This is a genomic window from Pseudomonas sp. B28(2017) (assembly GCF_002113025.1).
In the GTDB taxonomy this organism is placed as follows: Bacteria; Pseudomonadota; Gammaproteobacteria; order Pseudomonadales; family Pseudomonadaceae; genus Aquipseudomonas.
Window position 1 is genome coordinate 388,951 of sequence record NZ_NEJH01000001.1, and the last position, 24,805, is coordinate 413,755.

The 24,805-nt window shown below is 61.0% G+C and carries 28 protein-coding genes; 11 read left to right on the top strand and 17 right to left on the bottom strand.

Annotated elements, in window-relative coordinates; all coding sequences use genetic code 11:
- Positions 1-45 precede the first annotated feature (45 nt).
- A complete protein-coding gene (locus tag CAF65_RS01850) occupies positions 46-366 on the bottom strand; it encodes a DUF2388 domain-containing protein (protein ID WP_085714743.1) in 321 nt (106 codons plus the stop codon).
- A 194-nt stretch (positions 367-560) separates the two neighbouring features.
- On the opposite strand from CAF65_RS01850, the gene CAF65_RS01855 reads away from it, so the two are divergent.
- Both CAF65_RS01855 and CAF65_RS01860 read left to right on the top strand, forming a co-directional pair.
- Entirely contained in the window at positions 561-1,670 is a 1,110-nt protein-coding gene (locus CAF65_RS01855) for an NAD(P)/FAD-dependent oxidoreductase (protein ID WP_085714744.1), read from the top strand.
- Between the two features lie 72 nt (positions 1,671-1,742).
- Entirely contained in the window at positions 1,743-2,339 is a 597-nt protein-coding gene (locus CAF65_RS01860) for a DinB family protein (protein WP_085714745.1), read from the top strand.
- Here CAF65_RS01860 and CAF65_RS01865 read toward each other — a convergent pair.
- The 3 genes from CAF65_RS01865 to CAF65_RS01875 all read right to left on the bottom strand — a co-directional run bounded on the left by CAF65_RS01865 (position 2,260) and on the right by CAF65_RS01875 (position 5,453).
- Entirely contained in the window at positions 2,260-3,180 is a 921-nt protein-coding gene (locus tag CAF65_RS01865) for a LysR substrate-binding domain-containing protein (RefSeq protein ID WP_085714746.1), read from the bottom strand. The genes CAF65_RS01860 and CAF65_RS01865 overlap by 80 nt on opposite strands.
- Before the next feature lie 208 nt (positions 3,181-3,388).
- A complete protein-coding gene (locus CAF65_RS01870; protein ID WP_085714747.1) occupies positions 3,389-4,792 on the bottom strand; it encodes a HAMP domain-containing sensor histidine kinase in 1,404 nt (467 codons plus the stop codon).
- Positions 4,770-5,453 carry a response regulator transcription factor gene (locus CAF65_RS01875; protein WP_008020526.1) on the bottom strand — a complete coding sequence of 228 codons (684 nt, stop codon included), beginning with the start codon at positions 5,451-5,453 and terminating at the stop codon, positions 4,770-4,772. The genes CAF65_RS01870 and CAF65_RS01875 overlap by 23 nt, the downstream gene beginning before the upstream one ends.
- A gap of 172 nt (positions 5,454-5,625) precedes the next feature.
- On the opposite strand from CAF65_RS01875, the gene CAF65_RS28625 reads away from it, so the two are divergent.
- Complete coding sequence (locus CAF65_RS28625) at positions 5,626-5,934, top strand: hypothetical protein (RefSeq protein WP_085714748.1); 309 nt, start codon at positions 5,626-5,628, stop codon at positions 5,932-5,934.
- Between the two features lie 148 nt (positions 5,935-6,082).
- On the opposite strand, the gene CAF65_RS01885 is transcribed toward CAF65_RS28625, so the two are convergent.
- Entirely contained in the window at positions 6,083-6,688 is a 606-nt protein-coding gene (locus CAF65_RS01885) for a glutathione S-transferase (RefSeq protein WP_085714749.1), read from the bottom strand.
- A 370-nt stretch (positions 6,689-7,058) separates the two neighbouring features.
- On the opposite strand from CAF65_RS01885, the gene CAF65_RS01890 reads away from it, so the two are divergent.
- From CAF65_RS01890 to CAF65_RS01900, 3 genes are all read left to right on the top strand, one after another.
- Positions 7,059-7,463, top strand: a complete 405-nt coding sequence (locus CAF65_RS01890; protein ID WP_007935965.1) for a TraR/DksA C4-type zinc finger protein — start codon at positions 7,059-7,061, stop codon at positions 7,461-7,463.
- Between the two features lie 617 nt (positions 7,464-8,080).
- Complete coding sequence (locus tag CAF65_RS01895) at positions 8,081-9,304, top strand: methyl-accepting chemotaxis protein (protein WP_371918993.1); 1,224 nt, start codon at positions 8,081-8,083, stop codon at positions 9,302-9,304.
- Positions 9,305-9,432: 128 nt separating this feature from the next.
- A complete protein-coding gene (locus CAF65_RS01900) occupies positions 9,433-9,636 on the top strand; it encodes a hypothetical protein (RefSeq protein ID WP_085714750.1) in 204 nt (67 codons plus the stop codon).
- Positions 9,637-9,641: 5 nt separating this feature from the next.
- Here the strand turns inward: CAF65_RS01900 and CAF65_RS01905 are convergent, their stop codons facing one another.
- From CAF65_RS01905 to CAF65_RS01915, 3 genes are all read right to left on the bottom strand, one after another.
- Entirely contained in the window at positions 9,642-9,878 is a 237-nt protein-coding gene (locus tag CAF65_RS01905; protein WP_007973758.1) for a DUF2789 domain-containing protein, read from the bottom strand.
- Positions 9,879-10,010: 132 nt separating this feature from the next.
- Positions 10,011-10,241 carry a hypothetical protein gene (locus CAF65_RS01910; protein ID WP_085715226.1) on the bottom strand — a complete coding sequence of 77 codons (231 nt, stop codon included), beginning with the start codon at positions 10,239-10,241 and terminating at the stop codon, positions 10,011-10,013.
- A gap of 157 nt (positions 10,242-10,398) precedes the next feature.
- Positions 10,399-10,647: a hypothetical protein gene (locus tag CAF65_RS01915; protein WP_085714751.1), complete on the bottom strand. Its 249-nt coding sequence runs from the start codon at positions 10,645-10,647 to the stop codon at positions 10,399-10,401.
- 436 nt (positions 10,648-11,083) lie between these two features.
- On the opposite strand from CAF65_RS01915, the gene CAF65_RS01920 reads away from it, so the two are divergent.
- The 4 genes from CAF65_RS01920 (at position 11,084) to CAF65_RS01935 (ending at position 13,407) form a co-directional block, all read left to right on the top strand.
- On the top strand, positions 11,084-11,533 hold the full coding sequence (locus CAF65_RS01920) for a hypothetical protein (RefSeq protein ID WP_172435400.1): 450 nt from the start codon (positions 11,084-11,086) through the stop codon (positions 11,531-11,533).
- Positions 11,533-11,736 (top strand): hypothetical protein, encoded by a 204-nt coding sequence (locus tag CAF65_RS01925; protein WP_085714752.1) that lies wholly within the window; start codon positions 11,533-11,535, stop codon positions 11,734-11,736. The genes CAF65_RS01920 and CAF65_RS01925 overlap by 1 nt, the downstream gene beginning before the upstream one ends.
- A gap of 118 nt (positions 11,737-11,854) precedes the next feature.
- Positions 11,855-12,868, top strand: a complete 1,014-nt coding sequence (locus CAF65_RS01930) for an ABC transporter substrate-binding protein (protein WP_085714753.1) — start codon at positions 11,855-11,857, stop codon at positions 12,866-12,868.
- A gap of 101 nt (positions 12,869-12,969) precedes the next feature.
- On the top strand, positions 12,970-13,407 hold the full coding sequence (locus CAF65_RS01935) for a DUF3995 domain-containing protein (protein WP_085714754.1): 438 nt from the start codon (positions 12,970-12,972) through the stop codon (positions 13,405-13,407).
- Between the two features lie 92 nt (positions 13,408-13,499).
- Here the strand turns inward: CAF65_RS01935 and CAF65_RS01940 are convergent, their stop codons facing one another.
- The 7 genes from CAF65_RS01940 to CAF65_RS01970 form a co-directional block, all read right to left on the bottom strand.
- Positions 13,500-13,862 (bottom strand): Na+/H+ antiporter subunit G, encoded by a 363-nt coding sequence (locus tag CAF65_RS01940; protein WP_085714755.1) that lies wholly within the window; start codon positions 13,860-13,862, stop codon positions 13,500-13,502.
- The gene (locus tag CAF65_RS01945; protein ID WP_085714756.1) at positions 13,859-14,137 is read right to left on the bottom strand and encodes a K+/H+ antiporter subunit F; all 279 of its coding nucleotides are present in this window, start codon (positions 14,135-14,137) and stop codon (positions 13,859-13,861) included. Before CAF65_RS01945 ends, CAF65_RS01940 begins: the two co-directional genes overlap by 4 nt.
- The gene (locus tag CAF65_RS01950) at positions 14,134-14,622 is read right to left on the bottom strand and encodes a Na+/H+ antiporter subunit E (protein WP_085714757.1); all 489 of its coding nucleotides are present in this window, start codon (positions 14,620-14,622) and stop codon (positions 14,134-14,136) included. The genes CAF65_RS01945 and CAF65_RS01950 overlap by 4 nt, the downstream gene beginning before the upstream one ends.
- On the bottom strand, positions 14,619-16,304 hold the full coding sequence (locus CAF65_RS01955; protein ID WP_085714758.1) for a monovalent cation/H+ antiporter subunit D: 1,686 nt from the start codon (positions 16,302-16,304) through the stop codon (positions 14,619-14,621). The genes CAF65_RS01950 and CAF65_RS01955 overlap by 4 nt, the downstream gene beginning before the upstream one ends.
- Entirely contained in the window at positions 16,301-16,645 is a 345-nt protein-coding gene (locus CAF65_RS01960) for a Na+/H+ antiporter subunit C (RefSeq protein WP_008020558.1), read from the bottom strand. Before CAF65_RS01960 ends, CAF65_RS01955 begins: the two co-directional genes overlap by 4 nt.
- Positions 16,645-19,563 (bottom strand): monovalent cation/H+ antiporter subunit A, encoded by a 2,919-nt coding sequence (locus CAF65_RS01965; protein ID WP_085714759.1) that lies wholly within the window; start codon positions 19,561-19,563, stop codon positions 16,645-16,647. The genes CAF65_RS01960 and CAF65_RS01965 overlap by 1 nt, the downstream gene beginning before the upstream one ends.
- 188 nt (positions 19,564-19,751) lie before the next feature.
- Positions 19,752-20,540: a helix-turn-helix domain-containing protein gene (locus CAF65_RS01970; protein ID WP_085714760.1), complete on the bottom strand. Its 789-nt coding sequence runs from the start codon at positions 20,538-20,540 to the stop codon at positions 19,752-19,754.
- 85 nt (positions 20,541-20,625) lie between these two features.
- Between CAF65_RS01970 and CAF65_RS01975 the strand changes: the two genes are divergently transcribed.
- On the top strand, positions 20,626-21,624 hold the full coding sequence (locus CAF65_RS01975) for a bile acid:sodium symporter family protein (protein ID WP_085715227.1): 999 nt from the start codon (positions 20,626-20,628) through the stop codon (positions 21,622-21,624).
- Between the two features lie 45 nt (positions 21,625-21,669).
- On the opposite strand, the gene CAF65_RS01980 is transcribed toward CAF65_RS01975, so the two are convergent.
- Complete coding sequence (locus tag CAF65_RS01980; protein WP_085714761.1) at positions 21,670-23,385, bottom strand: amidase; 1,716 nt, start codon at positions 23,383-23,385, stop codon at positions 21,670-21,672.
- A 264-nt stretch (positions 23,386-23,649) separates the two neighbouring features.
- Entirely contained in the window at positions 23,650-24,804 is a 1,155-nt protein-coding gene (locus tag CAF65_RS01985) for an ABC transporter ATP-binding protein (RefSeq protein WP_085714762.1), read from the bottom strand.
- Position 24,805: the final 1 nt, after the last annotated feature.

Here is a 24,805-nt window from a genome sequence, read left to right on the forward strand (position 1 = left end):
ACGCTATCCCGGTGTCACAAGCCCCACTACTGGCGATGACGATCTTCAGTGATCGGCGGCAACGCCATCCTGGACGAGAATGGCGCGGGCCAGGTCTTCGTCGCTTGCGTTGTTGAGGGCAGGATTGTCCTGACGGATCTTTTTCAATACCGCCTCCAGATAGGCACCACGGATCGCACCGCCACTGGCGACGAAGCTGGAGGCATCATCCCGGGCGGGAATCACCAGTTTGTCGTCTTTGAACGTCGAGTACAGCGAGGCGGAAACCCCGGCCGAGGTGGCGACATCTTCGGCATCCACTTTGGCCAGAGCCGAACCTGCGGGCAAACAAAGTAACAGGGAAGAAATGATAAACAAACGGCGCATGACGGTGTCCTCCGACAGCATGAAGCATTAGGGAAGTACCACATAATTTAGGATGCGCGGCGGTCCCCGAGAGTTCCCCCGGCATTGCCGACCCTGCGCATGGACCGGTGACTTCATGGCCTTGCCGCTGGCGATTTTCTCCAGCCTGATCGACTATCCGCAGCGAGGAACGGGACAATAGGGAGGCCGGGCCGTTGAACGTCGATATTCAAAGCGTGGTGATCGGGGCGGGCGTCGTCGGGTTGGCGGTGGCCAGGGCCCTGGCCATGAGCGGGCGGGACGTGTTGGTGGTCGAGGCGGGTGAGGGCATCGGCACAGGCATCAGTTCGCGTAACTCTGAAGTGATTCATGCCGGCATCTATTACCCGGGGGGCAGCCTCAAGGCGCAGCTGTGCGTGGAGGGCAAGCAACGTCTCTACGCTTATTGCGACGGGCACGCTGTTGATTACCGGCGCGTGGGCAAGCTGATCGTCGCCACTGATGAGCAACAGCGCTCGGCTTTGACTCGACTGTTGGAGCAGGGGCGTCTTAATGGCGTTGATGACCTGCAATGGCTGGATGGTGCACAGGCACGGGAGCTCGAACCGGCGTTGTCCTGCGTCGCGGCGCTGTGGTCGCCCTCTACCGGCATCGTCGATTCCCACGGGCTGATGCTGGCGCTTCAGGGCGATGCACAGACGTTCGGAGCGACGCTGGCCTTGCGCACGCCGTTGCTGTCGGCTCGTTGCACTGAACAGGGCTTCGAGCTGCACATGGGCGGCAATCAACCCATGACGCTGGGCTGTCGCGAATTGATCAATTGCGCGGGGTTGTCCGCTCCCGAGGTGGCGAGCAGCATCGTCGGTCTGCCGGCGCCGTTCATTCCCCGGGCGCATTTGTGCAAGGGCAGTTATTTCAGTTTCAGCGGCCGGGCACCGTTTCGCCATCTGGTGTATCCGGCCCCGGAGAGCGCGGGGCTGGGTGTGCACATGACGCTCGACCTGGGCGGGCAGGCGCGCTTCGGGCCGGATGTCGAATGGGTCGAACGCATTGATTACCGCGTCGAACCCCTGCGGGCCGAAGGGTTCTATCAGGCGATCCGCCGTTATTGGCCGGGTTTGCCGGACAACAGCCTGCAACCGGCCTACAGCGGCATTCGCCCGAAAATCAGCGGGCCGACCGAGCCTGCCGCCGATTTTCTCCTCAGCGGCTGCACCGAACACGGCGTACCGGGGCTGGTGAATCTGTTCGGCATCGAATCACCGGGGCTGACCGGTTGCCTGGCGCTCGCCGAGCGCGTGGCGGCGCTGCTGGACGACCGATGATCAGGGCTGGCGCTGCCTTGCGGGCATCGGGTCTATGCTAGGGAGTGCGCTTACCGCCATCGGAGAATTCTGATGATCACCGTACGCACTGCCTGTCTGCTGGCCGATTACAAACGCTGGGCCAATCAGCGACTGTTTGACAGCCTTGCGGCGCTCCCTCCAGGCGAAGTCAAAAAAGAACGGGTGTCGGTGTTCAAAAACATGATCGGCACCCTCAATCATGTCTATGTGGTGGATTGCATCTGGCGAGCGCACCTTGAAGGCCGGGGGCATAACTTCAAGACTTCACACGATCTGCTGCATGCCGATCTTTCCGAACTGCGAATGGCGCAAAAAGAGATCGATCGCTGGTATTGCGACTGGAGCGCCCGGCAAACCGATGCCTCCCTGGACAAGCCCGTGGAGTTCACCTTTGTCTCGGGCGAAAGCGGCATCATGAGCGCCGGCGCGATGCTGATGCACGTGGTCAACCACGCCAGCTATCACCGTGGCTGGGTGGTGCAGATGTACTTCGAGATCCCGGCCATGCCGCCGGTCACCGACATGCCGGTGTACCTGCGCGAGTCCGAGCCGCTGCTGTTGCGCTCGGTCAACGTGCCGGTAGTGGAGTCGACATGTGCTGTACAATTTTCGAGCGCAACCAGCGTTCTGCCGGATCGTTATCGTTGACCCCGTTCCAGACCATCGACAATTCGGACAGGTTGATATCAAACGGTGCATCGTCCGCCCGTAACTGGCTGCTGCCTTCGATCAACGCACTGGCCGCGTAATCCGGAACGGTGGCGAGCATGTCAGTACCCGCCAGCAAGACCCGCAGCCCCGCGAACTGTGGCACCGCCAGCACCACCCGGCGCGAACGGCCGATCCGTGCCAGGTCGTTGTCGATGGCGCCGCTCAGATCCCCGGAAAACGACACCAGCGCGTGTGGGCGTTCGCAGAACTCGTCCAGGGTCAACGGTCCGGGACGGTCATCGCCGCGCAGGATCTTCACACTCAAGTCGCGCAATTTCCTGCGCTTGGCGTTGGCCGGCAATTCCGTGGTGTAGCTGATGCCGACGGAAATTTCGCCGCTGGCCAGCATTGACGACATCAGCAGGAAATTCACCCGGCGCACCACCACCACGACGTTCTGCGCCTCCTCGCGAATCTGCTTGAGCAGCGGTGGAAACAGCCCGAATTCGGCGTCGTCGGACAGGCCGATGCGAAACACGTCGCGACTGGTGGAGGGCTCGAAATCCTTGGCCCGGCTGACCGCTCCGGAAATGGTGTCCATCGCCGGCTGCAATTCCTTGAGAATCTGCAGTGCCCTCGGGGTCGGCTCCAGGGTTCGTCCGTTGCGCACCAGCAACGGGTCGTCGAACAGATCGCGCAACTTTGCCAGCGACGCGCTGACAGCGGGCTGGCCGAGGAACAGCTTTTCCCCGGCCCGGGTCAGGTTCTTCTCGAACATCAGGGTTTCGAAAATCACCAGCAGGTTCATGTCCACGCGGCGCAGGTCGTTGCGGTTCATGCCGGGGTTCTCGGTGTTTTTTGAGTCTTCTCAGTAAAGCACCAAACCCTGCGGAATCTAGAATTCGCTGATGACCTGTGGGAGCGAGCTTGCTCCGGGCGGCGTTCCGACGATAGCGGTGTGTCAGTCACATGGATGTTGGATGTGCTGCCGCCATCGCGAGCAAGCTCGCTCACACAGGTTTTGTGTCAGTTCAGGCAGATTTGTATCAGGCCTGCGGTATCAAACTCTCCCGACAATCGAGCACCAGCCGCGCACCACCCAGTTCGCTGCTCCCCACCTCCAGCGTAAACCCGTGCAGGCTGACAATCGCCGCGACGATGGACAGCCCCAGCCCGAAGCCGCTTTTCTGATTGCCCGCCTCGGCGCGATAGAAACGCTGGAACACCGCTTCACGTTCCGCTTCGGGAATGCCCGGGCCGGAGTCGAGCACTTCGATTCGCGTGTGCCCGCCATCATTGACCCCGCGCAAGATCACCGCGCCGCCGGGCGGGGTGAATTTGATCGAGTTGCTCAACAGGTTCGCCACGGCTTCGAACAGCAGTGCCCGGTCGCCATTGAGGGGGGGCAACGACGTGGGCAGGTGCAGTTGGAACACCAGGCCGTCGTCTTCCGCCAGGGGCAGATAGAACTCATGCAGCTCCTGCAACAACGCCACCGGGTCCAGTTGCACGAAACCGGAGCGGCGCTGGCGGTCTTCCAGTTCGGAAATCCGCAGCAAGCCACGGAAACGCGCCATCAACGTATCGGCCTCGGCCAGCACCAGGTCCAGTTGCATGGCTTGCGGTGAACCTTCGCCGGCTTGCTGCTGCATGCGGTAAAGCTGTGCGCGCAGGCGGGTCAGGGGCGTGCGCAGGTCATGGGCGATGTTGTCGCATACGCCCTTGACCTCGTTCATCAAGCGCTCGATGCGTTCGAGCATGGCGTTGACGATGGCGGCGAGCATGTCCAGTTCGTCACGCCGATTGGACAGTGGCAAACGCCGGCTCAGGTCGCCAGCGACAATGGCTTCGGCGCTGGCCTGGATCGCGCGAATGCGTCGCAGCGGCCGGCGCCGCAGCAGATACCAGCCGACGATGCCTGGCACGATGGTCAGGGTCACGCCCCAGAACAGGGCGTGAAGGATGATTCGGGTCACGGCGAACAGCGAACCGTTGTCGCGCACCAGCACCAGCCAGCGGCCGTCGAGGGTGGGGGTCGCCACGGCATCGCAACTGTCGGCGGGCAGCGTCTGCTCGCCGCTGTCGTCAGAGGCGTCGCAGTCGCGGAGCGTGTGGATCCTGCCGTCGAGCGGCAAGCCGTCCGGAATGTAGCGCAGGGCGCCGCTGAGGTAACGGTGCCGGGCGTCGAACAGGCCGTAGGCGTCGATGCCGCGGATGTCGAAGGTCATGCTCACGGCGAGGGCGTCCACCAGTTGTTCGCCCGAGAAACGCGAGAACAGGTGCTGGCGTTGCATCAGCGAATGCTTGGCCAGGTTGTCCAGGTAAGCGGAAACCTCGTAGTACATGACCCCCATGAGAATCCCGCTCCAGATCACGAACAGCGAACTGTAGAGCGCCAGCAGACGGCTGCTGGAGGAGCGCCAGCCTTTAGACGGGTTCGGCAATGACATAACCCGAGCCTCGCACGGTCCGAATCAGTGGGACATTGCCAGGCGGGTCGATCTTCTTGCGCAGACGGCCGATGTGGACGTCGATCAGGTTGGTGCCGGGGTCGAAGTGGTAACCCCAGACTTCCTCGAAAATCATCATCCGCGAGAGGATTTGCCCGGTATTGCGCATCAGGAATTCCAGCAGTTTGTATTCGGTGGGCAATAGCGTCAGCAGTTGACCGTCGCGGCTGGCTTCGTGGCTGATCAGGTTCAACTCCAGGTCTGCCACCCGAAGGGTGGTGGCCTGGGCGGTCACGGTATTCTGCCGGCGCAGCAGGACTTCGACCCGGGCAGCCATTTCATCGGTGGCGAAGGGTTTGGTCAGGTAGTCGTCGCCGCCGGCGCGCAAGCCGCGCACGCGTTCATCGACGTCGGACAGCGCGCTGATCATCAGGATCGGCGTGGCCACGCCCATGGTCCGCAGCGTGGTGACAATCGCCAGGCCATCGAGCCCGGGCAACATGCGGTCGAGGGTGATCAGGTCATAATTGCCGCTGACCGCACGCTCCAGCCCTTCGCGGCCATTGTCGACCCAGTCGACGTCGAGGCCGTGGCTACTCAGTTCGGCGACAATTTCCCGGGCGGTCACGGCGTCGTCTTCGATGGTCAAGATGCGGGTCATAGGGCTGGCCTGATTAAATGTTCACAACGTTGTGCGGCATTTTGCCAAGAAATGGTCGCGACTTAATAAATTAACTTTCATCTGGCCTGGGGCGCTGTTCGCAACATTGATATCATTGGGCCATGACTTTAATAGGGGCTGCATTGTGCGTAACTCGATCCGCTGCGGCTGGATGCCGGTCTGTCTGTTGCTGTTCACTGTTTTCAGTTCATCTGCCTGGGCAGGCAATACACCCTGCTCCGGCAAGAAGGGTGGAATCGATCGATGCGACGGCGATCTGTTCCTGTGTAATGACGGCTCCATCAGCGGGTCGAAAAAAAGTTGCTCGGCAATGTTTGGCGGTCAAAGCCAGGCGCGACCGCAAGCGTTTGTCCAGGACCCGCAGGGTTGCACCTGTGGCACCGGTTCGTTTTGTACCGGGCCCAGAGGCGGCGTTTACTGCCTGACCCCCAGTGGTAATAAAAGCTACAAGCGCAAATAACCAATGCAATAAACCCGTCGAAGCAAGTTCGCTCCCACAATGGATTGATGTCGAACACAAAGTCCGCGTATGACAGAAATTTCTGTGGGAGAGAGCTTGCTCCGGGCGGAGTTCCGACAATGACGGCAGTTCAGGCGATATGAATCTGTCAGTCAATCGGCGTACTGACAAACACCCCAAGCCTTTCGGCATACGCCGTGAACGCGGCGATCCGCGGGAACTGCGCCGCACTCACCTGATCCGGCACCACCAGGTTGGTAAAGCTCCAGGCCACGGCGAGGGTGATACCGTCCTGCTCAATCGAACCGTCAGTCTTCAGCGGCTGCTTTTCCAGCTCCCGCTCCAGCGCGCAATAGGCTGCTGTCAGCTGTCCTTCGACCCGCTGCACCCAAGGTTCGAATTGAATCTCCGCCGGCCGCAGGTTGCGCTCATAGTAAAGCTGCACGGACTTTTCGCTGGCGGCCAACGCCAGGCCAATCAGGCGCAACGCGCGCAGGCGCTGACCCGGTTCGGCGGGCATCAGGCTGTTATCAGCCAGGGTTTCCAGGTAGTCGATGATCAGTGTCGAATCCATCAACACCTCACCGTTATCCAGCACCAGTGTGGGCGCCTTGACCACCGGGTTGATCTGTCGGAATTGTTCGAAGTGGCGGAACACCGAGACCGACTGATGTTCCAGCGTGATTCCCAGGCATTTGGCAGAAATGGCGGCGCGTCTTACATAGGGCGAATCCAGCATACCGATCAGCTTCATGGTCCTTTCCTTTATATGGCCATTTAGGGAGGGACAACCTTAGCTGAGGTTCGCAACCCTGCAAATGACCGTGAATAATGGCCGGTGCGAGCCGTTTGTCTTCTATATACAGCCGCTCGATTGAATTTCTTGCTATAAACGCACTCCGATTACCGCCTCAAAGCCTGCCGTAGAGCATTTTCAGGGCTTTGTCGGACAAATTCGCTGTCTTTTCAGTTGCTGAGGCCTCAAGTCGGCCTTAGACTGCCGCCCCTCGTAAATTGAGTGCCGGGTGGCGCTTGGAACAAACGGCGCCTTTCCGATGGCCTGCCCAGGTCTGCCGGAACGCTCCCTAATTCGCCTTAATGCACGTTTTTTTATAGAGATATCAATGACAAAGGACAAGTTGCTGGCCATGCCGGCGGATGACTACATGAATGCCGAGCAACATGCTTTTTTCTCCGAGCTGTTGCAGAACATGAAAGTCGAAACCCATGAGCGCATCGAACAGAACCGCATCGCCATCGAAAGCCTGGACACCCCGGCCGATCCGGCTGACGCGGCTTCGGTCGAAGAAGAGCGCACCTGGCTGGTGAACGCGATCGATCGCGACCAGCGCATGCTGCCTCAGTTGGAACAAGCGCTGGAACGCATCAAGGAAGACAGCTTCGGCTGGTGCGACGACAGCGGCGAGCCAATTGGTCTCAAGCGCCTGCTGATCAGCCCGACCACCAAATACTGCATCGAAGCTCAGGAACGTCACGAGCAAATCGACAAGCACCAGCGTCAGGCCTGATTCTGCGAGGCAGCCCTTTTGCTCCGGGCTGCCTTGAAAAGATCGCAGCCTGCGGTAACGCCTACACATGGAAGTAGGTGCTGCCGCAGGCTGCGATCTTTGTTTTCTACTGTCTTCGATTTCCCGATTCTTCTATTGATCTGCTGCAACGTTCGCGACTAAAGGCTCATGGATAATGGCTTTATGGTGGCGTTTAATGCGAAGACAACAATTAGAAACTTTCCGGGGTGACGATGATGACGAGAGACGGGTCTCTGGTTGCGGCAGTGCCTGCACCAGTACTGTTGCTGAATAACCGCTGGTTGACACCGACGCTGCAAAGCATCGCCCTGATGCTGTTGTTATGTGGCATGGCGCTCGGCGGTTGGTCGCTCTACCTTGGCCTGCCTTTGGCCGTATTGATTATCTGGCTGCCTCGCCTGCGTTCGCGCGCGACCCCGGAGGCTGCTTCCACAGGCAACTCCGATGCCATCGGCGAGTTGACTCGCGATCTTTCCTACACCACCAGTCATAACGCGCTATCGGCTGCCGGAGTGGCGTTTTCGGTTCGACAACTGGCGGAAAAGCTGCAATCGCAGCTCACGGCGGCGGCCCGGATCGTCAGCAGCGCCGAGGTCATGATCACCACCGAACACGCCGCCTCGACGCTCAGTCGTCAGGCGCTGAGTGCCGCCAGTGAGGCCCATCAAAGTGGTTTGGTCGGACGTACGGAACTGATCGAGTCCATTGCACGCATGCATCAGCTCAGCCAGCGCGCCAGCAACAGCCGTGAACTGATCGAAGCCTTGAGCTTGCGCAGCGATGATATCCAGCGCGTGACCCTGGTGATTCAGTCCATCGCCAGCCAGACCAATCTGTTGGCGTTGAACGCCGCCATTGAAGCGGCGCGGGCGGGTGAGCACGGTCGCGGGTTTGCCGTGGTGGCCGACGAGGTTCGCGGGCTCGCCGCGCGCACGGCGGCCGCTACGGGTGAAGTTGGCGAGATGGTGGCCGATATCCAGCAACGCACGGCGCAGGTGGTGGAGCAGATCCGCCAACTGTCCAGCGACCTCGACACCGGCGTCGGGCAGGTCGAACGGACGGGGCAGCACCTGGAGAACATTGCCCGTCTGGCGGCCAGTGTCGAGTCCCAGGTCGGAGAAATCGCCCAAGGGGCAGACACCAACCGTGAACAGCTCGACAGCCTGTTTCACGCCATCGAACAGATGCGCAGCGACCTGGCGGTCAGCGACCAGCAGACTCAACGTCTGGCCCATGCGGCGGTGCAAATGGAAGGGCAGGCCGAAACCATCAGCGAGCGCCTTGCCGAAGTGGGACTGGATGACTATCACCAGCGGATCTATGACCTGGCCCGGGAAGGCGCGAACCAGATCGCAGCGCGTTTCGAAGCGGATATCGACACCGGTCGAATCAGTCTCGACGATTTGTTCGACCGCAATTACCAGGTCATCCCCGATACCAGTCCGGCCAAGTACCAGACGCGTTTCGACCGCTACGCCGATCAGGTTTTGCCAACCATCCAGGAGCCGTTGTTACCGCGTCACGAAGGATTGGTGTTCGCCATCGCCTGCACCCAGCAGGGGTATGTGCCGACCCACAACCATGCGTTCAGCCAGCCGCTGACGGGCGACGCGCAGATCGATGCCTTGCAGAACCGGACCAAGCGCAAGTTCGCCGACCGCACCGGGATTCGCTGTGGCAGTCATCAGAAGGCCGTGCTGCTGCAAACCTATACCCGCGACACCGGAGAGTTGATGCACGATCTTTCTGTGCCGATCATGCTCAAGGGCCGGCATTGGGGCGGTTTGCGCCTGGGCTACAAACCGGAACAACCGCGCTAGGAACCCCGGCTGCCAGGCGACTGTTACACATTTTGCAATTAACCTGTGCAGTATTTTGCTGTTTCCTCGGCAAAAGACTAATTAACATACCTATTAATTAGGTTGCTAATGAAGTTCGAGAGGTCAGCATGCAAGGCAAAGTTGATGTCGCGGTCATGATCGGTAGCGGTGTACCTGCCAATCTGCGCTCCATGGGACGCAAGGTGTGCTGGGTGGTATTGCTCAATGGCGAGCGCCGGGGCACGGCGTTCTCCAGTCGCGACGAAGCGGAAGAGTGCAGGGCTGCCTGGGTGGCGCAATTGAGCGCCGAAAGACTTGGCAGCCTGCATTGAGATGGTCAGTGCGTCTGGTGCATGCGCAGGTTCAAGTCGTCGACCACCCGCGCCCAGTCGGCGTCTTCGCGTAATTGTTCCTTGAGGAAGCCGGCCTGTTGCGGTGACCAGAACTCGGCGTCAATGAGTTTCTTGTCGTCAGGCAGGGAATGGCCGGCAATGAAGTCGTCGATCGCTTTCTGGCTGGAGTCCAGGCCGAGCTGGTCGAACAGGCCTTTCAAGTCGTGTGTCGGTGATTCCATCTTCATCTCCTTGCAGGTCATCAGTCGGGTCGAGAGGCAACGCGCGGTACCCTGGCTTCGAGGGCGCCGCACGGGTGGAGTTCGATCACCACTTTCAAGCGCAACAGTGAGCATAGACCGCCAACCCGAGAGTCAGGCTTTCAGTGCCCCTGCATCGACCGCCGCCTTCAGTTCCCTGGCTGATTCCTGGGCCGCAATGGCGGCGACATCCGGGGTTTTGAACCAGCAATCCTTTTCGACCTGGTGATACGTCGCGGTCTTTAGCGGTGGTTTGGCGCGCATGACAATCACGGCCTGGAACTCACCGTCGATTTTTCTGGCTTCACCCCGGATAAAAAACTCGCCGATATCAAATTCCGTCACGTTACAGACTTCCCCCGGAAATACATTGTTGTCAACGTGACCCGATTTTTGCGGATCCGTTTTATTGGGCGGGCAGTACGGCAGTAGTTGCCCGTCGACGGCTGGGATAAGTCGACGGGCAGACCAAACGTCTATGGAAAGGAGCTCGGTGGGCATGTCAACTGTGTGACTCCAGAAACCGGGTGAGAGCGCAGGCTTCGTTATGATTGGCTCGGAAACCTCTTACGTAGCCTGTAGAAATTTCCTTGATATGAAAGAAGGCAATGCCCGCCATCACCACCTGAAATCGCGGGCGGGTCGGGACATCGGGAAGCGGTTCGTGGCGGCGCAACAGAGCCGGGTGCGAGATCGGCGCGGTTTCTGAGTCGGGCACCAAGGGATAGGCAAAGTGGGTCAGCATGCACATATGAAGTCCTTTTCATTGTTTTACCGACGTATGTACGTCGTTTTGGCTAGTCTCCAAGAGCATCGCTGCTCTAGAATCACCCTCACTGGTGGGTGAATGATGTTTATCTAAAGCAATTTTTTGCGCACGATATGTAGGAAAAGATTTTTTTCTTGATGAGATTTTTCCCAGAAGTTGATAGTCCATGATTTTCTGGCAGCAGGAGGGGGAGTTTTCCTTCAACCTGTGACGAACGCCAGTCAGGACGACACGAGTGACGTTTCAGTAGTCTTCTCAAGCTTCGTGATGAGTGAGTGCACTACTCATTCAGGACATCAATCCGGGTTCTTTGGCTACACCTTCGGCATTGCCGCTTTTTTGGCTGTGCGTTTATTTTTCGCGCACGACACCATTTTTCAGATGTGGGGATGTTTCCTTGGCAGTAAGTAATCTCGATATGCATGCTTTGTTCGTGCTGGGTGATTTGCGCGCAAAGCTGGTCAAGCAGTTTCAGTCACGTTTCGTTTACATCACCGAACAGAACGCTGAAGGCATTTACATTGCCGAAATCGACACCGAATCAGCCCTGGTGGTGGACGACAAACCCGGACTCAAACTCAAGGTCGGCGATCATTTCAGCGCTTCGGTGCTGCCCAGTCGCGAAGGCGGCAAGCTGGACATCAGGTTCCGCGACATCAAGCTGACGGTTTACGGAATTGGCGATTACGCCTTCGTGACCACGGCCGACGGTCAGGGGATTGTGTTCAAGGAGGGGCACAGCGTGGTGATGGTGTTTGCCGCCCATCAACAGTTGCAGGAAGGCCTGACCAAGACCCTGAAAGCCGTGACCGCCAAAGCGGCCAAGTGGCGCAAGGGCGAGCTGGTGACCTTCAAGGCCAGCGAGTGATGACCCAGACCCGCGCCGATTTCCACGAGCAGAACCTGGCCAGCGCGCAAGACGACGCGCAACGGCTGTTTGGGCAGAAGACCATTCTGCAAGGAGCCTGGCTGAATTGGGTGGCGTCACAGCTTTACCAACTGCAACCGGCGGAATACGCCAGCATGGTCAGGCGAGAGCTGATGCGTTTGCAGGAAACTTCCGAAAACTGATCCACGCACCTCGAAAGCGGGAACCTCTACTACAGTCAATGAACTGAGTATTCAGAGGCTTTGCGGTCTGCTGCCAGGCCATCCTGCTATTGCTGTGAACAGCACGAGGTGCAAAAGCATGAACGGATTTCGACGGTTGCTGGCTGCTGTCCTGGCCACTTTCGGTTTGCTGGCGACACCGGCCCCGGCGTTGGCCGCCCAGGCACCGATCCACTTCGCCGACCTGAACTGGGAAAGCGGCAGCCTGATTACCGATGTCCTGCGTATCATTGTCGAGAAGGGCTACGGGCTGCCGACCGATACCTTGCCGGGCACCACCATCACCCTGGAAACCGCGCTGGCCAACAATGACATCCAGGTCATCGGCGAAGAGTGGGCCGGTCGCAGCCCGGTCTGGGTCAAGGCGGAAGCCGAAGGCAAAGTCGCCAGCCTCGGCGACACGGTCAAGGGCGCTACCGAAGGCTGGTGGGTGCCGGAATATGTGATCAAGGGCGACCCGGCCAAGGGCATCAAGCCGCTGGCGCCGGACCTGCGCAGCGTCAGCGACCTGCCGCGTTACAAAGACGTGTTCAAGGACCCGGAAGCCCCGAGCAAGGGGCGTTTCCTCAACAGCCCTATCGGTTGGACCTCGGAAGTGGTCAACAAGCAGAAGCTCAAGGCGTATGGGCTGGACGGCAGCTATGTGAACTTCCGCAGCGGTTCGGGCGCCGCACTGGATGCAGAGATCAGTTCGTCAATTCATCGTGGCAAACCGGTGTTGTTTTACTACTGGTCGCCCACGCCGTTGCTCGGCCGCTTCAAGCTGATTCAACTCGAAGAGCCACCGTTCGACGCCGAAGCCTGGAAGACCTTGACCGACGCCGACAACCCCAACCCGCAGCCGACCCGTTCCCTGGCCTCCAAGCTGTCGATCGGTGTGTCCACCCCCTTTCAGAAACAATACCCGCAGATTGCCGAGTTCTTCGCCAGGGTCGACTTTCCGATCGACCCCCTGAACAAAGCGCTGGCCGAAATGAGCGAGAAACATACACCGCCGCGCCAGGCCGCGCAGGCGTTCATGAAGGCTCATCCGGACGTCTGGCGGGCCTGGCTGCCCAAGGACGTGGCGGATAAAGTCGCCACCGGAATGTGAGCGGCCGCCGGTATGAACTTTTGATCTTGCACTTGCCCACGCAAGATGGGAAAAGCCGGCTAGCCTGTTCTGTTCAAATCCCTTTCAAGGATCTCTGAACCATGACCTTGTTGTTGGCTCAATGGCTGGTGACGATCTTCGCCGTGATCAGTCTGGTGCATGTTTATTGGGCGTTAGGTGGTGAGTGGGCGGCGGTGGCGGCGGTCCCGCACGTACCGCAGGAGGGCAGCGCACAACTGAGGCCGGCGTTCAAGCCACGAGGCTGGATCACGCTGGTGGTGGCCGCGGTACTGCTGTCGATTGCCGTGCTGGTGTGCTGGCGGGTGGGGTGGTGGCTGCCACCGTTGCATCACTGGTCGTTGCAGTGGGTGATCAGCGCAATTGCGATTTTGCTGTTTGCCCGGGCCATTGGCGATTCGGAGCTGGTGGGTTTTTTCAAAGAGGTCAAAGGCTCGGAATTTGCCCGGCTGGACACCTGGGTTTACTCGCCATTGTGTGTGGTGCTGGGGGCTGGATTGTTGGCGGTGGCCTGGATTTGAGGCAGGCCGGTCCTGCTGTGTTGGCTGGCCTATAGCTTTCGCGGGCAAGCCCGCTCCCACAGGTTCAGCGCTGTCCTTGTGGGAGCAACTGTCTAGCTGCCGCTCTCGGTCCGACGGCTGCTCACCTCGGCCGGCACATCATCCCCGGCCATGCGTTTGCGAAACAGCGCCGCCCGGGCCAGCAGCAAGGTGGTCACCGGTACGGTAATCGCCAGCAGGATTGGAATCAGCCAGGCGTGCAATACCGGCGCGGACTTGAGCGCCGAAAAGTAGATGATCGAAGCCAGTGCCACGCACCAGGCTCCGAGCGTCGAGGCCAGGGCGGGTGGATGCATGCGCTGGAAGTAATCCTTCATGCGCAGCAGGCCCGTGGCGCCGATCAGCGCAAACAGACTGCCGAGCACCAGCAGGATCGCCACCGGGATTTCCACCCACATCGACAACGGCGCATTCATTCGATCACCTCACCACGCAACAGGAATTTCGCCAGGGCGAACGAGCCGACGAAACCGAACAGGGCTATCAGCAGCGCCGCCTCGAAGTACGTGTCACTGGCATAACGGACACCCAGCGCCAGCATCATCAGCATCGCGACGATGTACAGGTAGTCCAGCGCCAGAACCCGGTCCTGGGCCGACGGCCCCCTGAACAGGCGGATCAGGGTCAGGATCATCGCCAGGGAAAAGAAGAACAGGCTCAGCAGGATCGCGTTCGACAGCAACGGGCTCATTCGAAGATCTCCATCAACGGACGTTCGTAGGTCGCCTTGAAGTGCTGAATGAACAGCGCCTCATCGTCCAGGTCGAAGACGTGCAACAGCAAAATGCTGCGGTCCAGCGCCAGCTCCGACCAGACCGTACCGGGCACCACCGTGGTGATCATCGACAGCGCGGCCAAGCCGTTGGCATCGCGCAGGTCCAGCGGCACCTTGATGAATCGCGAGCGGGGCGGGCGGCGACCGGCATTGAGCACGCTCCAGGCCACCGCGAGGTTGGACACCAGCACATCACGCCCGACCAGCAACACCAGACGCAGGATCACCCCGGGGCGACGGATGCGTACCGGCAGCGGACGCAGCCTGCGCATCATCAGCGGCGCACAAAACCCCAACGCCGCACCCAGCAGCAGATTGCCGGGGCTTGTCGACAGGTTCAGCAACAGCCACAGCAGGCACAGGGCCAGCGATAGCAATGGTGCAGGAAACAGACGTTTCATGGTTGCACCTCCTGCGGGGCAGCCTTGAACGTCGGGTTCGGTACGACGCGCGTGTCGAGCACGGCCATCAGGTATTGCTGCGGGTTGTACAAGGCGTCGGCGGCGGCCTGGGTATAGCGCAGCAGCGGATCTGCCTTGAAGGTCAGCGCAATACTCAAGCCCAGCAGCGCGAAGATCGGCACGCATTCGAAGCGTCGCAGCAGGGGCGATGGTCGTTCCGCCGGCGTCCAGAAGCGCTGGACGCCCAAGCGCGAGAACGCGATCAACGATGCCAGCCCCGACAAAATCAACAACACCAACAGACCCCACGCGGCGCTGGAAATCGGTGCGTCGCCGCTGTTGCCCAGACCCAGCGGATTGAGCAAGGCGCCGATCAACCCGAGTTTGCCAATAAACCCGGAGAGCGGCGGCATGCCGATGATCAGCAAGGCACAGGCGATGAAACTCAGGCCGAGAAACGCCATGGTCCAGGGAATCACCTGGCCGACCACGGCCTTCTGTTCGTCGTCGAGGTTGGTGCCTTTGGGCGGATGCAGGGATTCCAGTGGGCGGGGCAGCAGTTCGGTTTCGTCTTCGAGCAGGACTTCGTTGGCCGAGCGCGAGCGCTCGATCAGTTCGGCCAGCAGGAACAGTGCGCTCAACGCCAGGGTCGAGCTGAACAGATAGAACAGCGCGGCGCCAACCAGGTTCGGCTGGGCGAAACCGATGGTCGACAACAGAATGCCCGCCGACACCAGAATGCTCAGGCTGGCCATGCGCTCCAGGCGTTGCGCGGCGAGTATCGCGATGGCGGCGCAGACGATGGTCGCCATGCCGCCGTAGATCAGCCACTCGCCACCAAAGAACGCCGATGCCCCGGCTTCGGCGGAGAACAGCAGCGTCCACAGGCGCAGCAAGGTGTAGACGCCCACCTTGGTCATGATCGCGAACATCGCCGCCACCGGCGCGCTGGCCGATGAATAGGCCGGTACCAGCCAGAAGTTCAGTGGCCACATGCCGGCCTTGGCCAGAAACGCGATGGCCAGAATCCCGGCGCCAGCGTGTAGCAAACCCCGATCGGCTGCGGGCACCAGCGGGATTTTTACCGCCAGGTCGGCCATGTTCAGCGTGCCGGTGACGCCATAGATCAGCGCCGCGCCGATCAGGAACAGCGACGAGGCCAACAGGTTGATCGAGATGTAATGCAGCCCCGACGACACCCGTGCCCGGCCCGATCCGTGGAGCATCAAGCCGTAGGACGCGGCCAGCAGCACCTCGAAGAACACGAACAGGTTGAACAGGTCCGCGGTGAGGAACGCGCCGTACAGGCCCATCAACTGGATCTGGAACAGTGCGTGAAAACTCGAACCGGCGCTGTCCCAGCGGGCCATGGCGAACAGCAGGGCACTGACGCCGATGATGCCGGTCAGCACCAGCATCAGCGCCGACAGGCGATCGACCACCAGCACCAGGCCGAACGGCACTTGCCAGTTGCTTGGCAGGTACACGCCGATGGAGCCGGGCACACCGGTGGTTTGCGTCCATTGCAACAACGCCACGGCCATGCCCAGCCCGAGCAGGCTGGAGAACAGGTTGATCCTTGCCTTGAGCGGCCGGTGCTTCTCGCCAAGCATCAGCATGATCGCGGCGGTCAGCAGCGGCAGCAGAATGGGCGCGACGATCAGGTGGGTCATCGTCATCATTCCCTGGGCTCCCGGCCATCCACATGGTCGGTGCCGGTCAGGCCCCGGGAGGCCAGCAGCACCACCAGAAACAGCGCGGTCATGGCGAAGCTGATGACGATCGCCGTCAGCACCAGTGCCTGCGGCAACGGGTCGGTGTAATGCAGCAGGTCCTGAGGTATGCCGTCCTTGATGATCGGTTCCTTGCCGATGAACAGGCTGCCCATGCTGAAAATGAACAGATTGACCCCGTAGGACAACAGGCACAGGCCCATGACCACCTGGAACGTCCGTGGGCGCAGGATCAGCCAGACGCCGGACGCGGCCAATACACCGATGGCGATTGCGATGACTTCTTCCATCAGACGGTTTCCTTGGCGGTAACGGATTTGGGCTGGGCAGCGGTTTTGTGACCCCGCACCGATTGGTGGGCGAGGGCGGTGAGGATCAACAGGGTCGAGCCGACCACCACGCCGTACACCCCGATGTCGAAGAACAGCGCGCTGGCCAAGTGAATGTCACCCAGCAGCGGCAACGAGAAATGCCAGGTGTGGGTGGTCAGGAACGGATAGCCGACCACCATGGCACCCAGGCCGGTGGCCGTGGCGAACAGTAGCCCTGTGCCCATCCAGCGCAGTGGCCGCAGGCTCATTTGCGCCTCGACCCACTGCGTGCCGGCGACCATGTATTGCAGGATGAACGCCACCGACATCACCAGTCCGGCGACAAAACCGCCGCCCGGCTGATTGTGCCCACGCATGAACAGATAAAACGACACCACCAGCGCCACCGGCAACAGCAGGCGCACCAGCACCGCCGGCACCATCATGAAGCCGAGCGCGGTGTCGCTGGCGTGACGCGGGTTGACCAGGTCGGTGACCACATCCGGTGCGAGCAGGCGTTGCTGGGCCGGCAGTTGCAGGCTTTCTTTCGGCGGACGGAAGCGGCGCAGCAGGGCGTACACGGTCAGGGCCACGGCCACCAGCACGGTGATTTCACCGAGGGTATCGAAGCCACGGAAGTCCACCAGCATCACGTTGACCACGTTGCTGCCGCCGCCTTCGGGCAAGGCGCGACTCAGGTAGAAGGAGGAAATGTCGTTGGGGGTCTGGCGCGTCAGCATGGCGTAGGCCAACAACGCCATGCCGACACCGACCGAAGTCGACAGCAGCAAATCGCGGATACGCCGCACCCGCGCCCGGCGCAGGCTGCCTGGCAGCGGCGAAACCTCCTCGATCCGTCGTGGCAGCCAGCGCAGGCCTAGCAGGATCAGCACCGTGGTCACCACTTCGACCGCCAGTTGGGTCAGGGCCAGGTCCGGCGCCGAAAACCAGACGAAGGTGACGCAGGTCATCAAGCCGCAGACGCTGACCATGGTCAGGGCCGCGAGCCGGTGATACTTGGCCTGGTAGGCCGCACCAAGGGCGCAGGCAATGGCCAGCAACCACAGGGTGACGAAGACGATCGATCCGGGGATTTTCGGCCGGTCACCCCAGTGAAGGCTGCTGTGCAGCATGGGAATCAACCCGGCCAGCACGGCGGCAAGCACCACCAGGAACAACTGCATTTGCAGGCGCCTGGTACCAATCCGCGACTCCAGGCGACGGGCCAGGCGCATGGTGGCGACCAGTGCGTATTCGAACAGGTGCTTGCCGTCCAGGCGACCGATGACGGGCGGACGGTTGAAGCGTCCGCGCTTGAATTGATTGCGCAGCAGCAGATAGAGCACGGTGCCGCAGGACAACGCGATCAGGCTCATGATCATCGGTGCGTTCAGGCCGTGCCAGATGGCCAGGCTGTATTCGGGCAGCGTGCCGCCGACCACCGGTTGCGCCGCCGCCGCGAGCAGCGGGCCGACCACCTGGGCCGGGAAGATCCCCACCAGCAGGCAGGTGAACACCAGCAACTCGACCGGCGCGCGCATCCAGCGCGGTGGCTCGTGGGGCGTGTGCGGCAGGTCGGTCGCGGGCGGACCGAAGAACACATCCACGGTGAAACGCAGGGAGTAAGCCACGCTGAAGGTACCGGCAATCGTTGCCACGATCGGCAAGCTCAGTTCGACCCAGCGTGTGGCATTGATGAACACGGTTTCGGCGAAGAACATTTCCTTGGACAGGAAACCGTTGAGCAACGGTACCCCGGCCATCGAGGCGCTGGCGACCATGGCCAGGGTGGCGGTAAACGGCATCAGCTTGTACAGGCCACTGAGCTTGCGGATGTCGCGGGTGCCACTTTCGTGGTCGATGATCCCGGCGGCCATGAACAGCGAGGCCTTGAACGTCGCATGGTTGAGGATATGGAACACCGCGGCGACGGCTGCCAGTGGGCTGTTCAAGCCGAGCAACAGTGTGATCAGACCGAGGTGGCTGATGGTCGAGTAGGCCAGCAGTCCTTTGAGGTCGTTCTGGAACATCGCGCAGTACGCCCCGAGCAACAGGGTGCAGGCACCGGCGCCGCTGACGATGTAGAACCATTCTTCACTGCCCGAAAGCGAAGGCCATAGCCGCGCGAGCAGAAACACTCCGGCCTTGACCATGGTCGCCGAGTGCAAGTACGCCGACACGGGGGTCGGCGCGGCCATGGCGTGTGGCAGCCAGAAATGGAAGGGGAATTGCGCGCTTTTGCTCAGGGCGCCGATCAGGATCAGGGGCAACAGAATCGGGTAGAGGGCATGGGCACGAATCAGATCGCCCGCAGCCAGGACCTTGTCCAGGTCATAGCTGCCGACCACATGGCCAAGCAGCATGACCCCCGCCAGCAGGCATAAACCGCCCGCACCGGTCACCATCAGTGCCATGTAGGCGCCGCGCCGGGCATCGGCGCGATGGTGCCAGTAGCCAATCAACAGGAACGAGAAGAGGCTGGTCAGCTCCCAGAAAAACACGATCTGGATCAGGTTGCCGGAGATCACCAGCCCGAGCATGGCGCCCATGAAGGCCAGGAAAAACGCGAAGAATCGTGGCACCGGATCGTTCGGTGACATGTAGTAGCGGGCGTACAGCGAAACCAGGGTGCCAATGCCCAGCACGAGCATGGAGAACAGCCAGGCGAAACCGTCCATGCGCAGGACGAAGTTCAGGCCCAGGCTGGGCAGCCAGGAAAACTCTTCGCGAATTACGCCACCATGGGCGATCTGCGGGTACAGGAGCGCGACCTGAAGGGTGCCGATAAGGGCGATCAGGCCTGCCAGCAGGGACTCGGCGTTACGTGCATTGTGCGGCAACACGGCCGCCAAACAGCTGCCTATGAAAGGCAGAAGCAGTAGAACTATCAGGGACATAGGCTTCTAATCTGCGGAAGTTTGTGAAGCATCATACGTGCCAGCTCCAGGATCACCAAACGCCAAGCTGTCGCAGAATCCTACACGGTAGCCGGAAAAGCCCTGATTCACATTGTTTCAGAGGGAATGACTTCAACTGGGTGTTCCCCCTTCGCGAGCAGGCTCCTACAGGTTGTCTTGTGCAGGGTTTAGCGGAAGAACTCCCCCGGTGTTTCGCCGAACTGTTGGCGGAAGGCCGCGATAAACGCCGACGTCGAGTCGTAGCCACAGGCCAGCGCGACGTCGGTCACTCGTTCGCCCTGTTCCAGTGGCGTCAGGGCGCCAAGCAGGCGCAAGCGCTGTCGCCAGGCGCGAAAGGTCAGGCCGGTGTCGCGCAGGAACAGGCGGCTGAGGGTTTTCTCGGTGACGCCGAATTTGTTGCTCCAGTGACTGAGCGTGGTCTGTTGCTCGGGGTGCGACTCCAGGCTTTGAGCGATCTGTCGCAATCGGCTGTCCTGAGGCAGCGGCAGCATCAAGTCGATCTGTGGCGCCTCAGCCAACTGATCCAGAATCACCTGGGCCAACCGACCGTGGGGGCCGTTCTGATCGTATTCCACCGGAATCTGGCTGAAGGCACGGATCAGTTCGCGCAACAAATCGCTGACCCCCAACACATGACAGCCCGGTGGCGCCCACGTCGAGACGCTGCAATCGATGTACAGGCTGCGCATTTCCGTGCGCGGCGAACTGAACACCCGGTGCGGCATGCCCGCAGGAATCCACACCGCACGTTCCGGCGGGGCCACGAAACGCCCGACGCCGGTCTGTATTTCGAGCACGCCCTGGATTGCATAGGACAGCTGCACCCACGGGTGGCTGTGGCGCCGGGTCAGTGCGCGATTGGGCAGCGATTCGGTACGGCCGTAGAGTGGCCGTGGCAGGCTGGACAGCCCGGGAATACTGCGCCGGATACTTTTGTCATGTCCTTTAGGCGGCATCTGGTGGCTCATCGGCGTTAGTCGGTAATTCCCAAGCAAGTTAGAGTCGCTTTCATGTACTGGCAACCCCCGGATGATCAAGCCCATGACTCGCCCCCGTCTGTTACCCGACAACTTCACCCTGACCCTGATCGGCGTGGTGACGCTCGCCAGCCTGCTGCCCGCCAGCGGCCAGGTCGCGGTCGGTTTTGGCTGGTTGACCAACATCGCCATCGCATTGTTGTTTTTTCTGCATGGCGCCAAGCTGTCCCGCGAGTCGATCATTGCCGGTGCCGGGCACTGGCGCCTGCATTTGCTGGTGTTCAGCCTGACCTTCGTGCTGTTTCCGTTGCTCGGTCTGGCGCTCAAGCCGCTGCTGTCGCCGCTGATTGGCAATGACCTGTACATGGGCATGCTTTACCTGTGTGCGCTGCCCGCCACGGTGCAGTCGGCGATTGCCTTTACTTCACTGGCGCGGGGCAACATCCCGGCGGCGATTTGCAGCGCGGCGGCGTCCAGCCTGTTCGGGATTTTTCTCACGCCGTTGCTGGTGACCCTGCTGCTGAATGTGCACGGCGAAGGCTCCTCGACCCTCGACGCCATCCTCAAGATCAGCGTGCAGTTGCTGCTGCCGTTCATTGCCGGGCAAATCGCGCGGCGCTGGATCGGCAACTGGGTGGCACGCAACAAGAGCTGGCTGAAGTTTGTCGATCAGGGCTCGATTCTGCTAGTGGTCTACGGTGCATTCAGCGAGGCGGTGATCGAGGGCCTCTGGCATCAGATTCCGTTGCTGGATCTGCTCGGGCTGGTGGTGGCGTGCTGCGTGGTCCTGGGGCTGGTGCTGGTGGCTTCGACCGTACTGGGCAAGGCATTCGGATTCAATCAGGAAGACCGCATCACCATTCTTTTCTGTGGCTCGAAGAAAAGCCTGGCAACCGGTGTGCCGATGGCGCAGGTATTGTTTGCCGGTAGCACCATTGGTGTGCTGATCCTGCCGTTGATGCTGTTCCACCAGATTCAACTGATGGTCTGTGCGGTGCTGGCGCAGCGTTATGCCAATCGGCCGGAATCGATTCCGGAGCTGATGGCCCAGGTCGATCCCTGATTCGCCAGCAGTGGCGGCTCGAGTGAGCCGCCACGGTTTTACGGGTCAGCGCTTGTCAGCGACCAATGGCGGAGTACGCGGCGGGATCATGCGCTTGCTGCCGGTCGATTCGAACGCCGACGCCAGGTGCAGCAGTCTGGAGTCGTCATAGGCGCGACCGGCAAACGTCAGGCCGACCGGCATGCCGATGTCCGGCATCACGCCCATCGGCACGGTGACTGTTGGCACGCCGAGGTGACGGATAGCGAGGTTGCCGTTGGCGACCCAGACGCCGTTGCTCCAGGCGATATCCGCCGATTGCGGATCGACATCGGCATTCGCCGGTCCCACATCGGCGACCGTCGGGAACAGCACCGCGTCGAGGCCCAGGCGATCCATCCAGTCTTCCAGATCGATCTTGCGGGTCTTTTCCAGTCCGCGCAGGCCGTCCGGCACCGTGCTGATCTGGTCCCACGGCGTGATGCCGCGTTCGGCCATGCGCACGTATTCGTCCATGCCGGCGGCGAGGTCCCCCTCGCGGTTGGGCAGGGTGCCCGGGTCGTGAGGGAAAATCTGCGGGCCGTCGACATCGACGAGGCGATTCAGTTTGGGATCGCCGTTCGCTTGCAGGAAATCATCGAAGGCCCAGGCGGTCAGGTCCCACAGTTCATGGTGTAAAAATTCTTTGGAGACGATGCCGCGATTGAACACGGTCGGCGCGCCAGGGCGATCGCCCTCGCAATTGGAAACCAGCGGGAAGTCCACTTCGAGCACTTCGGCACCCGCGGCTTCGAGGGCCTTGCGCGCCTGTTCCCAGAGCCCGATCACCGAAGGACGGGTGTTGATGCGCTGTCCGGTTGGCCCACCGATGCCCGGCGCTTCGGAGGTGCCCGCTTCAGGGTCGGCGTTGATGTACATGCGCGGAATGCCGAACTTCTTGCCAGCCAGTGCTTCGCTGTTCGCGGCCAGTGCCACGTAGGATTCTGGACGCACCGAGGACGAACTCGGGATCGGCACCCAAGGTTGCAGGCGCCACAGGTCACCGCGGGTATCCGGGTCATCGGCGACCACCACGTCGAGCACTTCGAGCAGGTCGGCCATGGTCCGGGCAAACGGCACGACCACGTCCATGGTCGGGGTCAACGGCCAGTTGCCGCGTACCGAGATCACCCCGCGTGAAGGGGTGTAGGCGCACAAACCATTGTTCGAGGCCGGTCCACGGCCGCTCGACCAGGTTTCTTCCGCCAGGCCGAAGGCCGAGAAACTGGCCGCGGTCGCCGTGCCGGCACCGTTCGACGAGCCGGAGGCGAAAGGAGCGGTGAGGTAGTCGGCGTTATAAGGGCTCTCGGCGCGGCCATAGACGCCGCGCTGCATCCCGCCGTTGGCCATCGGCGGCATGTTGGTCTTGCCCAGGCAGATCGCCCCGGCAGCTCGCAGGCGTTCGATGGTGAACGCATCGCGATAGGCGACCAGGTCCTTGAAGGCCGGGCTTCCGGACGCAGCAGTCAGCCCCTTGACCAGATAACTGTCCTTGGCGGTGTAAGGGATGCCGTCCAGCGGTCCCAGCGCCTGGCCCTTGGCGCGACGGGCGTCGGCTGCCCGGGCCTCGGCGAGCGCTTCGGGGTTGCGCACCACGACCGCGTTCAGGGCAGTGGGGGTTTCGGGGCCGTCATAGGCGTCGATCCGCGCAAGATAAGCCTGGACCAGCTCAACAGACGTGGTCTGGCCGGATTCGAGCGCGGCGCGCAGTTGGGCAATGGAAACTTCGGTGACTTCGATCATGCTGCCCCCGCCATTTGCAGGTGGAGGGTCCCAAACACTTCACTTTTCTCGAAATGGACATTCATATCGTTATTCTCGTTGCACTGTGTGGCACCACAGGGTCGGGCGTTAAAAATACTGAGCACTATTTAGCACTAAACCGGGATTTTAGGAATCTGTTGTCCAATTTATCTTACAGGCGACAGAAAAAAGGCCACCACAACCCGACGTTGTGGTGGCCCGAGGGTGACTCATTATAGTGGCCCGCACACGCAGGCCAATGGATCAGTGAGCGCCGGCAGCCTTGTTCAGGTCGCTTTCGGCCCATTCGGTGTACACGCAGGCGTCCGCCGTGGCCCAGCGCACCCTGACCGGGTCACCGGACTTGAGCGGCATGCCGGCAGCGGACAGTGCCTTGACCGTCATCGAGGTGCCGCCAGCGGTGATCACGCTGCAGGTCTGGCTTTCGCCGAGAAACAGCACTTCCACGACCTTGGCCGAGACTTCGTTCCAGCCGGCGGCCAGCGGTTCTGCAATGGCTTGTTCATTGCTCAGGGCCAGGGCTTTTTCCGGACGCACCATCAGTAGCACGTCCTGATTGGTTTGCAGGCCGGCAGTGAGCCGAATCGACAGCGCGTGGCCTTCGAAGGTCGCCACGGCATTACCCTGGGCCTTGAGCTTGAGGAAGTTCGAGTTGCCGAGGAACGATGCGACAAAGGCGTTCGGCGGGTTCTGGTAAAGGTCATAGCCGCTGCCCAGGCCGACGATCTTGCCGTGGCTGAAGATCGCGATGCGCTGGGACAGGCGCATGGCCTCTTCCTGATCGTGGGTCACGTAGACGATGGTGATGCCCAGGCGGCGGTGCAGTTGGCGCAACTCATCCTGCAAGTCTTCACGCAGTTTTTTATCCAGCGCGCCGAGGGGTTCGTCCATCAGCAGGATGCGTGGCTCATAGACCAGTGCCCGGGAAATGGCCACTCGTTGCTGCTGGCCGCCGGACAGTTGCGAAGGGCGGCGATGGGCGAATTGCTCCAGTTGCACCAGTTTCAGCATCGCGTCGACACGCTTGTCACGTTCGGTGGCGGCGAGTTTGCGGATTGCCAACGGGAAGGCAATGTTGTCGCGCACCGACAGATGCGGAAACAGCGAGTAGCGCTGGAACACCATGCCGATGTCGCGTTTGTGTGGCGGCACGTTGACCAGAGACTGGCCATTGACCAGGATTTCGCCGCTGCTCGGGGTTTCGAAGCCGGCAAGCATCGACAACGTGGTGCTTTTGCCTGAGCCGCTGGAGCCGAGGAAGGTGAGAAATTCACCGTCCTTGATGTCCAGCGAGATGTTGTCCACGGCGGCAAAGTCGCCGTAGTGCTTGTTCAGGTTACGCAGGCTGACCAGGGGCTTGTCATTTTGCTGCGCGGAATCTTTGATCACTGCACTCATG